The sequence below is a fragment of the Streptomyces sp. NPDC002181 genome, assembly GCF_042890485.1.
Lineage (GTDB): Bacteria > Actinomycetota > Actinomycetes > Streptomycetales > Streptomycetaceae > Streptomyces.
Map to the genome: position 1 here is coordinate 92,447 of NZ_JBIASC010000019.1, position 20,670 is coordinate 113,116.

At 69.3% G+C, this 20,670-nt stretch carries 9 protein-coding genes and 1 pseudogene; 8 read left to right on the forward strand and 2 right to left on the reverse strand.

Annotated features, from left to right (window positions below; all coding sequences use genetic code 11):
- Positions 1-174 precede the first annotated feature (174 nt).
- Complete coding sequence (locus tag ACFYXV_RS32240) at positions 175-570, reverse strand: hypothetical protein (protein WP_389384823.1); 396 nt, start codon at positions 568-570, stop codon at positions 175-177.
- 1 nt (position 571) lies between these two features.
- On the reverse strand, positions 572-7,480 hold the full coding sequence (locus tag ACFYXV_RS32245) for a polymorphic toxin-type HINT domain-containing protein (RefSeq protein WP_389384824.1): 6,909 nt from the start codon (positions 7,478-7,480) through the stop codon (positions 572-574).
- Between the two features lie 701 nt (positions 7,481-8,181).
- Between ACFYXV_RS32245 and ACFYXV_RS32250 the strand changes: the two genes are divergently transcribed.
- The 8 genes and pseudogenes from ACFYXV_RS32250 (at position 8,182) to ACFYXV_RS32285 (ending at position 20,579) form a co-directional block, all read left to right on the forward strand.
- Complete coding sequence (locus ACFYXV_RS32250; protein ID WP_389384825.1) at positions 8,182-12,486, forward strand: ricin-type beta-trefoil lectin domain protein; 4,305 nt, start codon at positions 8,182-8,184, stop codon at positions 12,484-12,486.
- Between the two features lie 215 nt (positions 12,487-12,701).
- A pseudogene (locus tag ACFYXV_RS32255) lies at positions 12,702-13,802 on the forward strand (RHS repeat domain-containing protein); the annotation flags it as partial.
- A gap of 354 nt (positions 13,803-14,156) precedes the next feature.
- Positions 14,157-14,633 (forward strand): hypothetical protein, encoded by a 477-nt coding sequence (locus tag ACFYXV_RS32260; protein WP_389384826.1) that lies wholly within the window; start codon positions 14,157-14,159, stop codon positions 14,631-14,633.
- A 698-nt stretch (positions 14,634-15,331) separates the two neighbouring features.
- The gene (locus ACFYXV_RS32265) at positions 15,332-15,982 is read left to right on the forward strand and encodes a helix-turn-helix transcriptional regulator (RefSeq protein ID WP_389384827.1); all 651 of its coding nucleotides are present in this window, start codon (positions 15,332-15,334) and stop codon (positions 15,980-15,982) included.
- 137 nt (positions 15,983-16,119) lie between these two features.
- Positions 16,120-16,662, forward strand: a complete 543-nt coding sequence (locus ACFYXV_RS32270) for a toxin-antitoxin system, toxin component (protein WP_389384828.1) — start codon at positions 16,120-16,122, stop codon at positions 16,660-16,662.
- Positions 16,662-17,903, forward strand: a complete 1,242-nt coding sequence (locus tag ACFYXV_RS32275) for an MAB_1171c family putative transporter (RefSeq protein ID WP_389384829.1) — start codon at positions 16,662-16,664, stop codon at positions 17,901-17,903. Before ACFYXV_RS32270 ends, ACFYXV_RS32275 begins: the two co-directional genes overlap by 1 nt.
- A 31-nt stretch (positions 17,904-17,934) precedes the next feature.
- Positions 17,935-19,137 carry an MAB_1171c family putative transporter gene (locus ACFYXV_RS32280; protein WP_389384830.1) on the forward strand — a complete coding sequence of 401 codons (1,203 nt, stop codon included), beginning with the start codon at positions 17,935-17,937 and terminating at the stop codon, positions 19,135-19,137.
- Entirely contained in the window at positions 19,134-20,579 is a 1,446-nt protein-coding gene (locus tag ACFYXV_RS32285; protein WP_389384831.1) for an FAD-dependent monooxygenase, read from the forward strand. The genes ACFYXV_RS32280 and ACFYXV_RS32285 overlap by 4 nt, the downstream gene beginning before the upstream one ends.
- Positions 20,580-20,670: the final 91 nt, after the last annotated feature.

Consider the following 20,670-nt stretch of genomic DNA (forward strand, 5'->3'; position numbering starts at 1 on the left):
TCCAGGTCTCCAACGAGACCACCGGCCAGCACGATGACCGCGACGAGTCACCACTTCGTGCAGCCCACATCCGCTGACGTTGCCGTCAACTACTGCCGTCAGCCGCCCCAACACACACGAGAGGCTCCACCGGGAACGCACCCGGTGGAGCCTCTCACGTTTCGCAGCTATTGCTCAATCCAGCGTCACATTCCACACGCCGAATACATCAACAAGATCCGGAGTTCGAATGATCAGATTCGGCGATTCCGGCCTGGAAGACAGGAGATTATCGACGACATTTTGCGCCTTGATTGAGCCGAGTCCGCCAGATACCGGCCAAACATAGCCGCCTTGATCGTCCCGCCCGAACTCTTCACGCAGGATTGCGCTATCTGGATCCGGAATCGCCCAGAGAGCGAATAGTCGGTCGTCGAGAGTCTCAGTTTCCAGCCGCTCCGCGAACAGCTTGAAGTGCCAGCAGGTGTTTCCATCCCTGGGTCTCGCGATCCCTTCGATTGGCCCATCTCGCCAGTCGAAGATGACCAGAACCTGCAGGTGGTCAAGCTTCTCTACCGAGCTCTCGCTCACCTTACCTCCGCCCAAACACGGCATTGAATCCTCTTTGAACTGTCGAGTCTACCGGTTTCGGAATTATCAGTGTGTGATGCATAGGGAGATTCCGAGTGGGGGTGAAGATGAGTGAGAAACCTGCCGCCTCTATTTGTTCCTTGGTTGCTACGGATGCACCTTCAATCGGACCGCCAACTGCACGCACCGACAGTCCGTGCCCGAATGACTTCGGGTTCTCTTCCGCCTTTTGCGCTTGGGTGGAAAGCCGCCCGGTGCTTTCCTTGCTGGTTCCGAGCCTCGCAAAGCTCTGATCGGAACTGCAGGTACACGGTTGGCCAAACTCCGGGCCACCGGGACCGCAATTGTGAACGAGGACCGGCGTGGCTCCAGCCAGCACATAGTACGTGTGGAAGTCGTTGACCGTGAGGTTGTGCGTGGTGAAGGCGTACCGGTAGTTGCGCTTGGACTCGACTGTGAGCGTGGTGCCGTCGGGGCGGCGGAGTTGGTCGCCCTGGATGAATTCGCCCGCGTCGACCCACTGGTGGCGGGTCTCGTTCCAGTGCGGGTGGTGGAGAGTGGAGGTGAGCTGGACGGGCGGGGCGCGGGGGTTGGAGTCGTCGGTGAGGGTGAGGTCGGTGAAGTCCTTGTCGTCCGGGGTGGTGATGGTGGCCGTCACCTGCTGGGGACGGGTCTCACCGGTCTGCGGGTCGGTGGCGAGGACCGAGTCGCCGACCCGGACGTCCTGGATCTCCTTCGTCGTACCGTCGGCCATCTGGACGCTGGTGCCGGTCGGGAAGCTGTTCGTCTTGCACGAGCCGCCCGACTCCGGGCCGCTGCTGCTGCGGGACTCGCTTGAGCTCGCGCTCGCTTCTGCGTCGGAGCCTTCCTTGGCGGCTTTGCTCTCCGTGCCTGCGCTGTCGGTGGCGGTTTCCTTGCCGGCTTTCTCCGATGCCGACTGGGCTGCCTTGGCCTCGGCGTCCTTGGCTTCCTTGAAGGCCTTCTTGGCCTTGCTGAAGGACTCGGCGGCTTGGGCCGCGCCGCGTTCGGCCGCGTGGACGGCGTCGTAGGCCTTGTTGACCTCCTTGTAAATCTTGAAGGCCTTGATGCCCACCTTGATCGCCTTGGCGATCTTGCCCCAGGGGACGAAGTTGAGGGCGGTGTTGATGCAGGCCATCACGTCGCCCTTGGTGAAGCAGTCCCGGGCGTCGTTGTAGCCGATCAGGTCGCCGATGAGGTCGACGACCTGGCCGATGAGCTGGTCGCGCTTCTTCTTGGTCTGGGTGACCTTGGCGTTGGCCGCGTCCAGGTCGCTGCTGTCGGGCCCGTCGTCACCCCACGAGATGGGAGACATGTGTTCATCTGCCCACTTCATCTCGGGCGAGCAGTCGTCGGAGCACGTGATCGGCATCAGTCCACTGGGATCCGATGCGTTGACGGGGCTGTTGTTGGAGTACGCGTAGGCGTTCCACTGCTGTGGGTTGGTGGCGTCGATAAGCGGGTCGGGACTGAGGAAGCGGCCCGTCGTCGGGTCGTATTCGCGGGCGCCGAGGAGGGTGAAGCCTGTCGACTTTTCCTTGGTGCCGCCGATGAAGCCCTTGTCGCCGGCCCAGCTGCCCGGGGCAGGCTGTGTGCCTCGGTCGTTGCCGAACGGGTCCGAGGAGCGGCGGACCTGGGCCAGGTCCGTGGCGTTGAACTGCACGCCGCCCGTACCGTGGTGGTCGGAGCTCTGGTAGGTGAGCTTGGAGGCTCCGGCGGTGGTGGTGCGGGTGATGGACAGGCCGCCCGGGGCCGCGTACGTGCGGACGTTGGAGACCTTGCCGGTGGCGGTGTCCAGGGTGATCTGGTCGGTGCCGAGGTTGAGCGTGGTGGTGCCCGGGTCGCGGCGGATGAGCTGGTTGCCGCCCGTGTCGTAGAGGTAGCTGGTGCCTGCGCTCTCACCGGTACCGGTGATCTTGTCGAGCTTGCCCTGGTCGTTCCAGGTCAGCTTCTTGGTGCCGGGGGTGCTGGTGATCGAGGCGGTGTTGCCACCCGCGTCGTACGTGTACGACGTGACCTTCGTGCCGGACGGGCCGGTTTCGGTGGTGGTCACCACAGCGTGTGGGCCGCCCGTGCCGCCGCCCGTCTTCGGGTCGGAGGAGGGGGTGTTCTGGCGGCCGCCGAAGGTCTGGGTGACCGTGGTGTCCTTGGCCGCGTTGCCGCCGGCGTCCTTCCTGACCAGCTTCGTACGGTTGCCGAGGAGGTCGTACTCGTACTGCTGCCAGTACGGGGCCGGGCCGCCCACGCTGGGCTTGCCGGCGCCGTCGACGGCCGGACCGTTGGTGTTGGTGCAGCCTCCGAGGCCGCGGACGTTCGGCTGCGGGGCCGTGGTCTGCGTACCGGTGTCGGTCCAGGCCTGCGTCAGCCGACCCAGGTAGTCGTGGGTGAAGCACTGCAGGTCACGGGTGGCCCCGTCCTGCGTGCTGCCGATCGAGGTCACCTGCCCGACCTGGTTGTAGGTGTAGTCGACGACGTCGACGCTGGCGGTGGCCGCGGTCTGCTTGTCGAGCGTGGAGCGGATCTGCCGTCCGGTCGCGACGTCGTAGTCGACGGTGGAGACGAGCTGCGTGCCCGCCTCGCCGACCGTGGTCCGCACCGCCTGCCCGTAGGGGTCGAAGAACATGCGCGGGACGTAAGTGGTGCGAAGCCCGTCGATGTTGCTGCCGAGCGAGGAGAAGTTGCCGGAGGCGTCCGAGCCCACGGTCAGGGTCTCGGAGGCGAGCCCTGCGTTGGGGATGCCGGGCAAAGCCGTCTTGGTGAGCTGCCCGTAGGCGTTGTAGGTGTTCTTGGCCTCGTAGACGCCGGCCAGGCCCTTCTCGGCCGCCGGGATCGTGGTCTTGGTGCCGAGGGGGCGATAGCCGCCGTCGTACCCCGTGACCTCGGAGACGTACGCCGTGCCGCCGGCTCCGCCGATGTAGCGGGTGCTCGTGGAGGGCTTGCCCAAGGCCTTGGTGTCGTATGTGAAGGCGCCGACCTGTTTGGCGGGGTCGACGGCCTTGCCCTCGTAGGTCGCGATGGTGCGGCCGAGGAGGTCGGTGACGGTGGTGGCGCTCTTGTTCCTGCCGTCGGTGACGGTGGTGAGGTTCTTGTCGTCGTCGTAGACGGTGGTGCTGGTCCCGGCGTCCGGGTCGGTGGTCTTCACCGTTCGGCCGAGCAGGTCGTAGGCGAAGGTCCACTCGTTGTTCGCGGGGTCCTTGCGCCGGAGTTCCTTGCCCTGCGCGTTGGTCTCGTAGGTCGTCTCGTCGTACGCGCCCGTGGGGGTGTTGGCCTTGTACTGGCGCAGGAGCGAGGTGGTGCCGTTGGTGATGGTCGCGGTGGCGTAGCCGCCGTTGGGTGGGATGGTGCGGGTCTCGTCAACACCGGGGTACTCGGTCTTGGAGCGCCACTGTTCCACGCCGTACGACTGGAAGACGGAGGCCGTGGGACGGCCCAGACCGTCGAAGACGGAGATGGTCTGGGCAGGGATCTTGCTGTCGGGGTTGACGCCTCCGTTGGGCAGGAACAGCGCGCCCGATGGGCCGGCCTCGTCGTTGTAGTACTGACTGCTGGTCTTGACCTGGCGACCGTGCGAGTCGAACAAGGAGTCGGTGATGAGGCGGCCGTCAGCGCCGGAGACGGTGCTCGCCTGCGTCTGACGCACGCGGCCGAGACCGTCGTAGATCGTGTAGCTGGCTGAGTAGTTCTGCCCGACGCCCATGAGCGCCTGGCTCAGGACGGTGGACGGCGCGTTCGTGCCGTTCATCGCGTACGAGAACTTGCGCACGGGCAGGGCGCCCTTCGCCCGTTCCTGGCCGGGTTGCCAGATGGAGGTGACGCGGCCGAAAGCGTCGTACTCGCGTTCGGCGACGTGCTGGTTCTCGTCCGTGGTCTTCAGCGGCAGCGAGCGGCCGGCGTCGAGGGTGGTGACCGTCTTCCAGCCGAGCGGGCTGGTGTGGGTGACCTCGGTCGGTACGGAGCCGGTGGCCGGCTTGTACTCCGTGGTGGTCACGGCGCCGTCGGGGTGGGCGGCGTCCTTGCGGGTCTTGTTGGTGTTGCTGGTGGCGCGCCCGTACGCGTCGTACGTCGAGGTGGAGTTGAGGCGGTACACCGGCTTGCCGGCCGCGTCGTACTTCTCCAGGACCGAGGTGCCGGTCTGGTCCCCCGTGGTGGCGCTCTGCCCGGCGGGCAGCCCGTCGAAGGAGGCGAGGGTGTCGCCGACGGTGTTCGCGGCCGTGGGGGGCTGCCCGCAGTCGCCCGAGAGGACCAGGGTGCGGGAGGCCAGCTGGGTGAGGGCGCCGCCGGGGCCGGTGGCGTAGTCGAATGTGGTGCACAGGCGCTGTTCGGGGCGGGCCAGGTCGCTCTTGTCGTCGACCTTGGTCGGGCGGGAGAGAAGGGTGTCGTCGTACTCGGAGGTGCGCTCGCTGACGCGCCAGGTTCCGTCCGACAGTTTGGCGCGGCCGGTGACCTTGGCCGTGTTCTGCGCCTGGGCGGTGATGGCGGGCAGGCCGCCGGACTGGGCGCGGGTCGCGGTGACCTTCTTGCCGAGCCAGGGGGTGGTGACCTCGTCGGCCACGACGGCTCCGCCGTCGCCGTCACGGTCGTACGTCTGCGTCTGGCGGACCCGCCCGGACAGGACCTCCTCGTCCTTGATCGTGCCGCCCTGGGTGTCCGGGACGCTGACGCTGCGCTTGGTGCCGTTGGCGAGGACGTCGCCGTCCATGCCGCGCAGGTAGGTGGCCACGCTCTTGGTGCGTGGGGCCTCGGCCGCGTTGCCGTTGCCCGTGCGCGTGGTGACCGTGGCGTAGCCGCGGAACTGGTCCCAGGTGCGGGTCTTGGGGTCGGTGAACTCGGAGTCGTTGCGGTGCCAGGCGATGCCGCCGCCGTACTCGTAGTCGGTCACGGTGGTGACCTGGCCGGCGACCATGTCCTGCTGGGTGACGGACTGGACGACGATCTTGTTGAACCAGTCGTTGACCGGGTCCGGGTACGACTGCTTGGGCAGGTACCACTTGACCGGCATGCAAGCCATCGTGTTGCCGTCCTCGGAGGACGGCATGGTGCCCTTGACCCGGGAACACTCCGGGGCCTTGTAGGCCACGTTGATCAGCCCACCGGTCTCGGTGGTGATCTTCTGGATGCGGGGGCGGTAGTAGCGCGGGGCCGAGGCGTCCGTACCGTCCGGGCGTCGTACGACGCCGTCGACGCGGTTGGGGATCATCTGCAGCCACTCGAAGGACACCGCGGGCAATTCCTTCTCGGCCTGCCCGTTGGACGCCTTGCGCACGATCGAATCGAGCCAGAGCGTCGGCGAGGTGCCGTCGCCCGGGGGCGGGAACGACTGGTTCAGGAGGTAGGAGTCGACAGGGCGGTATTCCGTGCCGGCCAGGACCTCGGTGTCGATCTGCTTGATCCGCTTGGTGGAGAAGTAGGTGGGCGACAGGTTCAGGCACTGTCCGGTGGCCGCGCACTCCTGATCGACGGGGGTGTCGGGCCAGGACTTCGCGTTGTCCTTGGTTCGCTGCGCCGGGTCACAGGTGATGGCGCCGCCGGGGAAGCAGCGCTCGGCGCCCCGCAGCCACACCTGGGCGGCGGGCTTGGCCGTGCCCTTGGCCGTGATCTGTTCGGGCAGGCGCTGGCCGTAGCCGATCCAGGTCGGGTAGCTGCTCCGCTGGTACTTGGTGGAGGTGCCGGTGCCGTTGTTCTGGCCGCCGCCGCGCCCGTAGTAGTTGTCCTCCTGCTCGTAGCGGTAGGAGACCAGGTTCTGGTGCGGGTCCACGACGTAGTCGAGGTTCCACTGCCAGCCCAGCTGCTGCCACGTCCCGTTGGCCGGGGTCTCGGACCCGAGGCACTTGTCCGCTCCGCTGTTGAAGTAGACGGGGACCGTGGAGACGGACTTGGCCTCCGGGTCGGTGCCGTCGCCGCCGGGCAGGCGGTTGGAGCCGAAGTAGTACTGGGTGCCGTCGGTCGTGGTGACCTTGAAGCCCTCGCCCTTCCAGGCGGAGTTCCGCTGGCCGGTCAGACGCTCGACCTTCGTGCCGTCGTCGCCCTGGAGGCGGTACACGCAGCTGGTGTCGTCGCGGACGATCTGGCCGGAGTGGCCCGCCAGGTTCAGGGACAGGATGTCGCCGGCCCAGCACTCGTCGCCCGAGTCCGTGATGCCCGCGTCCTTGCACCCCTTGTACGAGCGCGAGATCGATCCCGGGCTCCACTCCCAGCCCTCGCCGAACAGACCCGCCTGGGCGTTCGTCGAGGCGGTGCGGCCGTCGACGGAGGAGGAGTCGTAACCGAGCGAGATGCCCGGGCCGGCGCCGGCGATGCCGTTGGGGACCTCGACGGTGTAGCCGTAGGTGAAGTTCGCGGCGTTCGCCCCGGCCTGCCAGGAGGCCGAAGGCAGCAGCGGGGTGGCGCTGTAGTCGCCGCTGGCACCCTTCGGTCCGGGCTCCAGCGCGATCGCGACGTCCTGAGCGGCGAGCATCTGCGGGGCTTGCGGCGCTGCCGGCTTGGCCGCCGGGCCGGGCCGCGTCTTCGGCGCGGGGGCGAGGGCGAGGGCCGCGGGGCTCTTGGGCGCGTCGACCTCCGCGACCAGCCGCCCTGCGGCATCACGGTGCGAGGCGAGGGGCGTACGGGTCGTGCAGCCGGGGGCGCCGGGGGTGATCAGGGCACAGGTGGGCAGCTGCACCAGTCGGGCGCGGTCACCCCAGTTGGCTCCGGCGACCTTCGCCCATGCAGAGACGTCGAGGCCGACTTCCACCTTCCCCGAGGGGCTCGCCCCTGGGGCGCCGCTGAGGGCGACGAGCGCGCCGTTGACTCCGGCGGCACGGGTCTTGGCGGCGTCCTTCACCTCGACGCGCAGTGCGCTGTCGGGGCTGGAATTGGCGTCCGAGCCCACGACGGCGAGAGATGACAAATTCACCGACCGATTCACGCCATTTACAGGCGCAATCCAGACAGGGAGCTTACCGGCCTGAACGGCTCCGGGGCCGGTGGCGCCGCGGGCCGTTTCCTTGATCCCTAAGGTGACGCTAGCCGAGCCCGATGGAACCTTGGCGTTCGAATCCGGGGCCCATTTCCGGCCAGCCGGCGCCTGTTTGGCCGGAGCCTTCGCGTTTGCCCCCTTGACGGGTTTGGCATCCGGCAGCGGCGTATTGGGCGGCGCCCACACCTTTGGCGGTTTGTCCGCGGCCTCCACGACCGGAAGGCCCAGGCCGGAGAAGAGGACCGAGAGCGCGGCAACGACCGCGACGCGCGATCGTCTGGTGCGCGAGCGCGCGGCGGAACCATTTCTACGAGACAACCAAATCCCCCCACAGGACACGGAAAGCACGAACTCTGGACCGGCAGGGTCCAGAACAAGCGCACCTTACGAAAGGCGCGTTCGATTTATCAGCGGAGTATCACATTCCCCACGAGTGACTCATGTCACGCACGGCGCACCTTGGGCGTTCCCGACTCAAATCGGGCACCTGGAGTTCAGAAACTTGTTGACAGGATTGCAGACGTGAAGACATGGTGCCGCTGACTTCTGTCCATCTCACAGCTCAGGGGGGCCATCACGTGAGATCGTCATTTTCAGCGTTGCGGAGACCAAGGCCGGGGGGCCGCAGGCGGCGGGCCTTGCACGTCTCGATGCTGCCCGTCGCCGGGGTGGCCGTGCTCTCGCTCGGGGCCGGCCTGATCGCTGCTCCGCCCGCAGCCGCAGCCGACAGCGACCGCGGCCACGGGCCAGGGCAGAACGCCTGGCCCGCTCCTACGGCCAAACCGGCGCCGAGCGCCCAGGAATCGGCCATCACCAAGGCCCTCGCCGAAGCCAAGAGCAGTGGCAAGCGGGTGGCCATCACCGACCTGACCACCGCGGGCTCGCAGACGTTCGCCAATCCGGGCGGCACGCTGACCACCGACGCCAGCGCCGTACCGGAGCGCCTCAAGGGAGCGGACGGGCAGTGGCGTCCGCTCGATGCCACGCTCCACACCGCCGCCGACGGCGCGGTCGTACCGGCCGCGGTCTCCTCGAAGCTCAGCTTCTCCGGCGGCGGCGCCGGCCCCATGGTCTCCATGGCCACGGCCGACGGCCGGAAGCTGGCCTTCAAGGCACCGTTCCCCCTTCCCAAGCCCGCGCTCGACGGGGACAGCGCCCTCTACCGCAACGTCCTTGCGGACGTGGACCTGCGCCTGAGCGCCGACCGGCAGGGCGGCTGGAGCCAGGTCCTGATCGTGCGCACCGCGCAGGCCGCCGCGAACCCGGCGGTCAGGAAGCTGCGGCTGGACATCGAAGCCGAGGGGCTGACCGTCGCCGGTGACGCCGCCGGCAACCTCGACATCAAGGACGCCGACGGCCGGAGCCGCTTCACCGGCCCGACCTCCTTCATGTGGGACTCGGCCGCCGCGAGCGCGCCCGCGGGCGCCCAGCAGCAGAGCAAGTCGGCCAAGGCCGCCGCCCCGCAGTCCGCCCCGTCCCCGGATGAACCGCCCTCCGCCCCCGGCGCCGCCACAGCCTCCAGCGCGGACGGCCCGGGCACGGGCGCCGCCGTGAAGCCGGTCCGGACGACGGCCGACGCGAAGGGGATCGAGCTAGTCCCCGATGCCGAGCTGCTGGGCAAGGGCACCGGCCCCTGGTACATCGACCCGGGCGTCAACCCGGTCCTGGACAACACCAACCAGGCCTGGGCCCAGGTCCAGGAGGCCTATCCGGACACCAACGAGTTCAACGGCACCGAGTACGGCCAGGACAAGCCGGCCACCGGCTACTGCGGCTACAACATCGGCAACCCGCCGTGCACCGGAATCGGCCGCACCCGCGCCTACTTCCAGATCGGTGTCGACTCGCGGCTATACAACGCCGAAATCATCAACGCGACGTTCTCCGCGACCGTGATCTCCTCGTCCAGCCCGAGCACCCCCACCCCGATGGGCCTGTACTCCACCAACGCCATCGGCAACCCGACCAGCTGGAACCGGCAGCCGTGCGCCACCGGCTCCACGATGCAGGGCTGCGGCCAGGTCGGGCACACCACCATGTCGGGCACCGGCCAGATCGACTTCACCGTCACGGACCTGGTGAAGAACGCCGTCCGGTACCAGTGGCCCACCATCACCCTCGGACTCGCCCCCGACGACGAGTACAACAAGTACTACCGGCAGCGGTACGAGAACACCCCGCACATCGTCGTCGAGTACGACATCACGCCGACCGTCTGGTGGCCGCGCACCCGTCCGACCCCCGGGTTCGCGAGCTCGGCTTCGTACGCCGACTGCCGCACGCCCGGCACGGCGAACGCGTGGGACAACCCGGGCTGGGTCGGCGCCAACAGCAACGTCACCCTCACCACCTCCACCTACTCGGCCACCAAGCGCCAGCTCCAGACGACCTTCCAGTACTGGGACGACGACACCGGCAAGACCGAGTACGCGCAGACCGGCTGGAACGGCGACTACGGTGACGCGACGGTGGGCATCGGCGGCTTGATCGACGGGCACCAGTACGGCTGGGCGGCGCGCACCACGGACGGCACGCTGACGAGCGCGGCCACCGAGTGGTGCTTCCTGCGCGTGGACCGCACGCCGCCCACCGCCGCGGTCAGTTCCACGGACTTCCCCGCCTCCGGCACCATCGGTGCCCACCCCAAGCAGACGGGCGACGAAGGCACCTTCACCGTGACCGGCACCGACCCCGCACCGGCGGGCGGCCGCCGCTCCTCGGGCCTGGCCTGCGCGCGCTGGACCACCGACCCCGTCAGGGCCCTGGCCGGAAACTGGAAGTGCACCGACACGGACACGGCCAAGTTCACCGAGGGCAAGGCCGAGATCAAGGTCACTCCCCAGAGCTGGGGCACCAACCACCTGTACGTGCAGACCCAGGACAACGCGGGCAACCTGTCCCAGCCCGTCGTCTACAGCTACTACGTTCCGGCCAACCCGAACAGCCCGAAGCCGATCTTCGGTGACGTCACCGGCGACCGGAAGGCAGACGTCCTCCTGTCCGACAGCACGGGCGTGTTGCGGGTGATCGGCGGCGGCGCGGACCCGGCCGCGGCCCCCAAGGCGAGCATCAATTCGGCCCCCGGCAACAACGGCTGGAACACCATCCAGATCAGCCACCGCGGCAGCACCGGCTCCCAGACAGTGGACGACCTGTTCGCGCACGCGCCTTCTTCTCCGTCGCTCCACCTGTACCGCAACGACGACAGGAACCCCGGCCGGTTCGACGCCCAGGCGGCCGTTCCCATGGTCAAGCCGAGCGACTGTGCCACACCGACGCGCGCCGCTCTCGACTGCGCGGCTGTCGGCTACGGTCAAGACTGGTCCAACGTCACGCAGATAGCCGCGTTCGGCTCCGTCACCGGTGACACCAGCACCAAGCCGAACGCCCTGCCGCAGACCTCCCTGCTCTTCGTGGAGAACGGACGGCTGTGGCTGACCCTCGCCGTCGGACCTGATGAGCTCGAGTCCCCGGCCATCCTCCTCTCTGCCAACGACACCCGGTGGGACGGATACGACCTGATCACCCCCGGCCGAGCCCAGGGCACCGACTTCCCCACCTTGTGGGCCCGTTCCAAGACCGACGGGTCGCTGCACGCCTTCTCCGTCAAGGGCACGGCGCAGGCACCCGACCTCACCGGCTTCACCGACCCGGCCGCCGGCCTGATCTCCGGCAAGGTGGAACCCAAGACCTACCCCCGTGTCGGCTCCGACGGTGACCTGAACGGGGACGGCATCCCCGACCTGTGGGCCGTCGACACCAATCAGCAGCTCGTTGCCTTCAACGGCGCCGGCACCATGACCGGGGGCACGGGCGCCTCCTACCCGATGGCCAGTGGAATCAGCACAGCCGCCGTAGCGCTGGGCAACCTCAACATCCCCACGGGCCAGTGGCCGCTGACCGGGCCATCCCAGCCGACCGGCACCACCACCCCCGATACCGTCGGCAAGAACGACGCCACGACGGTCGGCGTCAGCTACCTCTCCGACACGATCGGCGGACGCACCACCACGTACGCGAGGTTCCACGGCTCGGAATCGGCGTCGACCATCACCACCGCCCGACCGGCCGTCGACACCAGGAAGAGCTTCACCATCAGCACCTGGGTCAGCGCGGGCACACAGGGGAAGGTCGTCGCCGGCCAGGACGGCAATCGGACCAGCTCCTTCATCCTGTACGCCGACGACTCCTCGAACTGGCGCTTCGCCCTGGCCAACGCCGACACGGACGGATGGCCCTTCGACTACACCAACACCGCCAATGAAACAGCCCGGTTCACCCCGAGTACGTGGACCCGCCTGACCGCCGTCTACAACGCGGACACCGGCCTCATGAGCCTCTACGTCAACGGCGTACTCGCCGCCACCGGAACACACCGGGCCTCTACGAGCCCTGCACCCAGCGGGCCCCTCGTCCTCGGCCGGTTCAAGGCCGACGGAATCAGTCGGGACCTCCTCGACGGCGGTATCAGCGACTTCGCCGTCCACCCCTATGCCGTCGCCCCCACCGCCCCTGGCGCCGCCGGCCCCATCGCGCTGTCCGCTTCGGCCACCAACTGCGTCGACAACGACTTCAACCGCGCCAACCCCGGGAACAAGATTCAGATCGCCGCCTGCAATGGCAGCGACGCACAGAAGTTCCAGATCCGGGGCGACGGAACCATCCGCACCAACGGCATGTGCCTCGGGGCGGTGAACGCAGGCACGGCGAATACGACGCTCATCGAACTCCAGGTCTGCGACAGCAGCGCCCCGGGCCAGAGGTTCCTTCCCCGAGCCGACAACGGCATCTACAACCCGGTCTCCGGCCGCTGCCTCGACCTCGGCAACCTCGACACCCGTCCCGGAACCCCCCTCTGGCTGTTCGACTGCAACAGCAGCCCCGCCCAGCGCTGGACCATCCCCACCCTCGGCACTGCGCCACTCCCCGCCCCCGCTGCGTAGAGAGGACCACCGGAACTGATACAGCGGCCGCCCTCCCGAAGCCGGGAGGGCGGCCGCTGCCGCCATGCCGCGCAGGCAAGGCCGTGTCTGCTCGTCAGGTGGTCATCGGGTGCAGTTCAGTCGACTCGTCGGCAAGCAGGCCCATCACCACGACATAAGGCGTAGGTGGTACACCTCGAAAGCGCAAGCACCGATGCCGAGTCCGCGGCGGGCCCTCGGGCCGCACGATGTCCTTCGAACGGGACGCCGCCGGCCATGAGGTGACGCGCCGTATCGGGGAATCGTTCACGCTGCATCACGGATACGACGCGATGGGTCGCATGACCGAGCAGCGCGTCATCAGCCGTGGACGCTCGCTCCAGCGTCGCGCCTACGCCTACAGGGCGGACGGCAATCTGCTCGGCGTGGACGACGCACTCGCCGGACGCCGCAGCTTCGACCTCGACGCGGCCGGCCGCGTCACGGCGGTTCGTGCCGAAGACTGGGCCGAGCGCTACTCCTACGACGCGGTGGGCAACCAGACCGAAGCGTCATGGCCGGCCACCCACGCGGAACAGGAGGCAGCGGGTTCCCGGTCCTACGACGGCACCCGGATCACCCGCGCGGGGAACGTCCGCTACGAACGCGATGCACAGGGCCGGATCGTCCTGCGGCAGAAGTCCCGGCTGTCCCGGAAGCCGGACACCTGGCACTACCGGTGGGATGCCGAAGACCGTCTGACCTCCGTCACGACTCCCGACGGTTCCGTCTGGCGCTACCGGTACGACGCGCTCGGCCGGCGCGTGTCCAAGGAGCGCCTGGCTGCCGGCGAGCCCACCCCCGTCGAGCAGGTGTCCTTCGTCTGGGACGACACGCTGCTGTGCGAACAGACGTCCACCGGCGAGGCCCTGCCCCATCCGGTCGCGCTCACCTGGGACCACGACGGACTGCATCCGCTCACCCAGACGGAGCGCATCCTCGGACCGGACGCGCCACGGGAACTCGTCGCCGAGCGGTTCTTCTCCATCGTCACCGACCTGATCGGGACACCGAGCGAGTTGATCGACGATGCGGGCAACCTCGCATGGCGCATGCGCAGCACGTTGTGGGGCACCACGACCTGGGCGGCCACCAGTACCGCCTACACCCCCCTCAGGTTCCCGGGGCAGTACTTCGATCCGGAAACCGGGCTGCACTACAACTACTTCCGGCACTACGACCCGGAGGTCGCCCAGTACCTGACACCGGATCCCCTGGGTCTGGCGCCCGCGCCCACTCCCCGGTCCTACGTCTCCAATCCGCACACCTGGTCCGATCCGCTCGGACTCAAGCCGTGCAAGAAGAAGACCGAGGACCTGAACTGGAACGAGAAGAGCCGCCCGACGTTCGGTCACACCTTCAGCGAGCACGGAGAGGGAACGAAGAACACGCAGAGCCTCACGGACCGCGCCCGCTCCACCGGGAACGACCAGGGACAGTGGCTGGACAATTCCAAGGCCGTGGAATTCTTGAAGCAGCACCACGACCCCAACGGGGGCGTGCGCGAAGTACCGATTCCGCCGGGAATGGGTCAGGTCATCAAACCTGACGGGTCGATCGTGGAACCGACGCACGTCCGCATGGTCCCGAAACCCGACGGAACGTACAAAACAGCATTCCCCATAGTGAAATGAAATGACGGTGGATAACGCATGCGGATGTCTCTCACGCCCCCTTCGGCGGAACTGCCGGCCGATCTGCTGGACGTCGAACTCTCCGACGACTACGAGTCGCTGGCCATGGACGCGTGCCAGCTGCTTTCCGACACCGATGCACGGTTCGTCGTCTCCGGGTTCGGCCAGGAGGAGTGGCCGGTCAACATCTCGTACGACCTTTCCTCGGTGATCGAGCAGCTCCCCGCGGCGATCGACGCTCTGCGCTCGGGCCGCCCCGCCGAGATCGACCTGTACGGGCAGGGGATCGAGCGCCGCTTGACCTTCGCGCCCGCGGGGGACGCGACGGAGATCCGATGCACCTCGGGCACGGCATGGCGTCCGGATCCCGACCGGGAGGTCCTGTCACGTGCGGGAGCACTGGAACTCCTCACCGATCTGGCCCGTGACTTCGGGGAAGCCCTGCGGCGGGCCGCTCCCGAGGTCGCGCTCCGTACGCCCTTCGCGAAGTGGTAGCCACGCGGCGGGGTCAATTGGACTGATGTCGTCATGAGCACGGATCTCAGTCAGCACTACGACGGGGTTTTCGACGGGGTTTCCGACGGGGTCGGGGTCCGGCGGTTGGCAGGGCTCGCGCTCCTGCTCCGTCTCCGGCCTGCGGTCAGCGTTCCCCTCGGTGTCAGCTGCCCCGGTCAGCGCCCTCACGGCACCGGAGCGAGCATCGTGGGTACCTCCGAGTGCGCGTCGTGGCGGATGGCGCGTCAGGTGGGAGGGGGCCCGCCCCCCGGCCCGGGCCCCCTGTCCGACCTCTGCGGCCGCAAGCCGCCTCCGCACAGCCCGAGATGGCCGGCAGGCCGCAGGTGTCAGGCATCCGGCTCCGGCCGACCGGCCCGCCGCCCGGAGTGTTGATCTTCCTGACGTCGAGAATCCTGATGCTCGCACCGCACGGATGTCAACGATGGTTTCACGTCACGAAAGGATAGTTTCACTCGCCTGCGGCTGGTTCCTTTCGCCAGGTGGCCAAAACCACTGTGCCGTACGGCTGAACAGGCCATCTGGCCGCACCGCGGGCTCCCCCGCTCCTGCCCGGTCTCAATGATCCTTTCACTTGTGCAAGCAATCCTTGGTCTGCTCTAGTAGCGGGGCACGCGCACAGCGCCCTGCTGCCGTGCACCACCGCACGGGAACATGCCGCCAAGCCGCCGGGAGCATCCGTGACCGTCCCCACTCCCCACCTCCACAGCCTGTCGCTGCTGGAGGGGCTGATCGAGGAAGCGGAACTCGACTGGGACAGGGTCCTGGACGCGGAGGCCATCTCGTGGGACACCGGCCTGCCGGTCGGCATCGTCCGGGCCGGGCTCAGCCGCAGGCCGATGGCCGAGATCGACTTCCTTGAACAGGTGGTCGAGCGGCTGAAGTTCCTGCGCCGGACCCGGCTGCGCCGCGACGGAGCGCCCTACACGCAGACGGAGATCGCCGAAGGCGCGGGCGTGACGCCCCAGTGGGTGGGCGAGCTGCTCAAGGGCCGCGCCGTGCCGAAGCTGGAGCATGCGGCGCGCATCGAGGACTTCTTCCGGGTACCGCGCGGATTCCTGACCGCGACCCCGTCACAGGCCCTGGACCGGGCCTTCAGGGAGAAGCTGGAGACGGTGCAGGCCCAGCAGCTCGCCGGGCTCAAGGCGCTGAAGGAGCGGTACGAGCTCCGGAAGGTGGCTTTCCGCGGGGCTCCCGAGACCTTGGCCAAGATGCAGGCGCTGCTTGAGGTCATCCTCGACGACCAACAGGGTGACCGGCAGGGCGACCGGCAGGGCGACCGGCAGGGCGACCGGCAGGGCGACCGGCAGGGCGACCGGCAGGTGGACTGACGCGGAGGGCGGACGGCGCGAGCGAGGGCCGATGGCGACCGGGGATGGCGGGTGGTGCCGGGGGCGTGGCCCCCGGCGAGTGGAGAGGCGGGAGGACCATGGCGGGCAGGCGGCGCCGACAGCGGCTGGATCAGCAGATGGCAGAGCTGTACGCGGAGTTGGAAGCCGGCCTCGGTGATCCCGTCCCCTCCGATGTGGACCGGCTGTTCCGCAGGCCGGCCGCGTACCTCACCCAGCGCCGCGGCCGCCCCGTACGGATCGTGCGGCGCAACTTCCCGGCCGGCGTCGGGCCCGTCTCGGGCCTGTGGGCGGACCGGCAGAACGACGACGTGATCGCCGTCGTGAAGAGCACGAGCGACTTCCACTCCCTCGTCATCCTCGGCCACGAGATCTGGCACATGCTGCAAGGACACTGCGGCGAACACGCCCTGGACGACCGGGTCGCCCGCGTCGCCACGCGGTTCGTCAGCGGCGACATGGCCGACGCCGAGCTGGAGGCCGCCGTACGGCACGTCGCCGCGCGCAGCCACGCGGTGTCGGACGAGGAGGCCGAGGCCGAGAGGTTCGGCAGGCTCATGGGACGGCGGCTGCGGCGCCACGTGGAGCACGATCCCGAGCAGCGTGTCCTGGAAGGCACTCCCGCGAGGATCCAGGCCTCGCTCGGCGCCGCGGACGACTGATGCGGGATCTGGACTACTACATACCGGCAGGGGCCCTCTTCCTCGCCCTGCTGTCGAAGGCGCCTGCTCTCCTGCGGCGGCGGAATCCCATGGTGACGGCCATGGCAGGACTGATCTTCACGGCCTGCGCCGGCTATGTCTTCGCCGCCCCGCCCACGATCAGGGCGCTCAACCACGGCACGGGCGTCGCCAACGTCTCCGCGCCACTGGTGTACGTCATCCTCAGCGCCTTCAACGCCTCCTGCATCGCCCTCCTCGTCTACTGGCGTGAGGGCACGGGCCGGACCGCGCGCAGGCGGGCACGGCGCTGGCTGGCCGCGTGCGCCGTGGTCACGTGCCTCATTCCCCTCCTCTTCGCCCTCGGCGACGCCCCGGTGGAGCGGCTGCGCGACTTCGACACCCACTACGCGAACACCCCGTTCATCCGCGAGATGATCATCGTCTACCTCGGGTGGCACATCCTGGTGGGCGCCGTCCTCCCCTTCCTGTGCTGGCGGTGGTCGCGGGAGGTCGGCGGCTGGGTGAAGGCGGGCCTGCGCACCCTCGTGGCCGGGTTCGTGCTCAACGTGGTGTTCGGCCTGACCAAGGGGACGGCCGTCGTGGCCCGGTGGGCCGGCGGTGACCTCGACCCCCTCAGCTCGTACATCGCACCGCCGGCGGCGAGCGTCGGCGCCCTGCTCACCACCCTGGGGTTCCTGCTCCCCCAGGGCGAACGGCTGGCAGCGCACTGGCAGACATGGCGGCTCTACCGGCAGCTCGGACCGCTCCACCGTGATCTGGGCCCGCTGGCGCCCGATGCGGGCTCACCGCGGCTGCCCTTGCTCGCCCTCGGCGCGCGCCTGAGCAACCGCGAATGCGATGTGTACGACCGGCTGTTCGCGCTGGCCCCGTACTGCGACCCGTACGTCCTGGCCGCGGCCCGAGCGGAGGCCCGGCAGGCGGGCGAGGACCCGGAGGCCGCGTCCGCGCTCGCGGCGGCCACGATGATCGCCGACGCCATCGAGGCGAGCCGGGACCGCCCCGACCGACCTGACCTCCTCGACGAGTCGGCCCAGGCCGCCGGGCTCGAAGCCCTCGGCCCGGTCATCGCCACCGGAGCCGAAGGCATGGCCCGGGTCGCCGCGCACTACACCGCGCTCTCCCGCCGGACGAACCGCGAACCAGCCCGCGTCCGGACCCACCAGCCGTCGGCCGCCCCGCCCACCACCCCTGAACCGCTCCTGAGGAAGACCCACCCATGACCCAGCCCCCGGCCGCCCAGCGGGGCCCGCGGTGAACGACTCCAACGGGCTGGGGTTCTACCTGCCCGGGGCCGTGCTGCTGCTGGCCACCGTCCTGAAGCTGCCCGCACTGTGCCGCAACCCGCGCGACGAGCTCCTGCGGTCCGTGTGCGTCCTCCTGGCACTGGCCACCGCGGTCTTCGGGTGCACCGCCATCCCGACCCTCATCGCCGTCAACCGGATCACCGGCGTCCCCAACGCCGCCGCACCGCTCGTCTTCTCCCTGCTCACGGCCTTCTCCGGGGCCAACATCGTCCTCATCCTGCACTGGAGCAGCACACCCGAGGAGGCCGCGAGGGCGCGTCGGCGCTCCCGTCTGTGCACCCTGGCCACGCTCGCCGTGATCGCGGCCATCAACACCCTCTTCGTCCTGGGCGACGCCCCCGAAGAACGCCTGCGCGACCTGGACACCTACTACGCGACCACGCCGTACATCAGGGAGATGATCCTCCTCTACATCGCGGCCCACACCACAGCTGCCGTCACCATGACGGTCCTGTGCCGCAGATGGGCCCGCGAGGTGCACGGCGGTCTGCGCGCGGGGCTCGCGCTCATCGCTGCCGGCTACGTACTCAACCTGCTCTACGACGTCGCCAAACTGACGGCGATCGGAGCCCGCTGGGCCGGCCGCGACTGGAGCGTCCTCAGCGTGCAGCTCGCCCCCACCCTCGCCTCGGTCTCCGCGCTGCTGATCGCGACCGGCTTCGTCCTGCCCCTCATCTCGCAGCACGTCACCAGCCGGTGGCGGATGTGGCGCCGCTACCGCCTGCTCCGCCCGCTCCACCAGGAACTCCGGACGGCGACCCGGCACAGCATCGACCTGTCGGCCGGATCGTGGACGCCCATCGAGATCCGGCTGACCCAGCGCGAGTCCGACATCCACGACGGGATCCTCGCGGTCAATCCGTACCTCCACGCCGGTGTGCGCGAACAGGCGCTGCGTACGGAACTGGATGCCGGCCGGGCACCTGACGAGGCCGAGGCCGTGGCAGACGCCGCCGCCCTGGCGAGCGCCGTCGTGGCCTGGGAAAAGGCCCAGAACGCAGCGCCTCGCTCAGTCCCGCGCACCGTGGACATGGTCCTGACATCGCCGAACAGCCCACAGGGGCTCGTACGGATGTCACTCGCGCTGGCCAAATCGGGCACCGTCCGCTCCTTCCGGCAGTCCGCCATCCTAGAAAGCAGCGCCCTATGACAGAGCTCCCCCCGTCCCGCGCCCGTGCGGTCGTCCTGGGAGGCGGCCTGGCCGGCACCCTCGCCGCCGCCGCCCTCGCCCCCTTCGCGCACGAGGTCCTGATCCTGGAGCACGACGCGGCACTGCCCGATGCGCCCGCACCCCGGGCCCGGCTCCCCCAGGCGGCCCACGCCCACATGCTCTGGGCGGGAGGGGCGGATGCGATGGAGGAGCTGCTGCCGGGTGTCACCGGTGACTGGCTGGCCGCCGGCGCCCACCGCGTCCCGATCCCCAACGGCATGGTGTCCTTCTCCGCGGCCGGCTGGTTCCGCCGCTCCTGGGCCGACACCCACTACCTGATCGGCGCCAGCCGCAACCTGATCGACTGGGCCGTACGCGAACGGGTCCTGCGGCTGCCCAACGTCAGGGTGCAGACCGGGACCAGGGTCTGCGGCCTGGAAGGCGACGCGGCCCACGTGCTCGGCGTCGCCGTGCGCGACGCCGAGGGCGAGCGGCGCCTCATCGCCGCGGACCTCGTCGTCGACGCGACGGGCCGCAACTCGAAGAGCGCCCAGTGGCTCCGCGACATCGGCGGCCCGCAGGTGCGCGAAACCGTCGTCGACGCGGGCGTCCGCTACGCCAGCCGCAAGTACTGGGCACCCGAAGGGGCCGGGACCGACTGGCCGGTCATCCACATACCCGCCGACACGCGCCAGGGCCGCCCCGGAATCGTCGCCACGATCATCTCCATCGAGAACGGCCAGTGGCACGTCAGCCTCTCGGGGACCCGCGGCGGCGAGCCCTCATCCGAAGAGGACCTCTTCGAGGAATTCGCCCGCCGGGCCCGCCACCCCCTCGTGGCCGAATTCCTCGCCCGGGCCGAGCCGGCCGGCGAGGTGGCGGTCTTCACCCGTACCGCCAACAGGCGCCGCCACTTCGAGCAGGCCCCGCTGCCGGACGGGTTCATCGCCGTGGGCGACGCGGCCACCAGCCTCAACCCCGTTTACGGACACGGCATGTCCGCCGCGGCCCTGGGCGCCCTCGCCCTGCGGGACCAGGCCCGGCGTACGTCCGTCCTCTCGCCGGGATTCGCGTCGAAGGCGCAGCGCGCCATCGCCCGTCCCGCTGGGGCCGCCTGGATGCTCGCGGTCGGCCAGGACCGGTTCTACCCGGGTGCCATCGGCAGGAAGCCCACGCCGGCGGACCGGCTGACGGCCCGCTACGTACACCGCCTCAACCGCGCCGCCATCGGCAATGCCCTGATCGTCAGGAAGCTCACCGACGTCATGGCCATGCGCAGACCCGCACACGTCCTGGGCCATCCCGCCGTCCTCCTGGCCGCCGCCCTCGGCCCCCGCAAACCGCTGCTCGACGGCCCGGAACTGACCCCGCGCGAACGCGAGGTCCTGGCCCGACCCCCGCTGCGCTCCCCGCAACCAACCCCGGCCGAGCCCGCCACGTGACGGCGCCGCACCGTGCGTCGGTCCCCGCCGGAGCCGTTTCTGCGGCAGTGCGGCTGGGGGTCCCGCACCGCATCCGGGCGGCAACGGCCCT

Excerpts from the sequence above, each read along its gene's own strand:
- ACFYXV_RS32270 (WP_389384828.1), top strand. The coding sequence starts at position 16,120 with ATGGCAGAGCTGTACGCGGAGTTGGAAGCCGGCCTCGGTGATCCCGTC.
- ACFYXV_RS32275 (WP_389384829.1), top strand. The coding sequence starts at position 16,662 with ATGCGGGATCTGGACTACTACATACCGGCAGGGGCCCTCTTCCTCGCC.
- ACFYXV_RS32285 (WP_389384831.1), top strand. The coding sequence starts at position 19,134 with ATGACAGAGCTCCCCCCGTCCCGCGCCCGTGCGGTCGTCCTGGGAGGC.
- ACFYXV_RS32260 (WP_389384826.1), top strand. The coding sequence starts at position 14,157 with ATGCGGATGTCTCTCACGCCCCCTTCGGCGGAACTGCCGGCCGATCTG.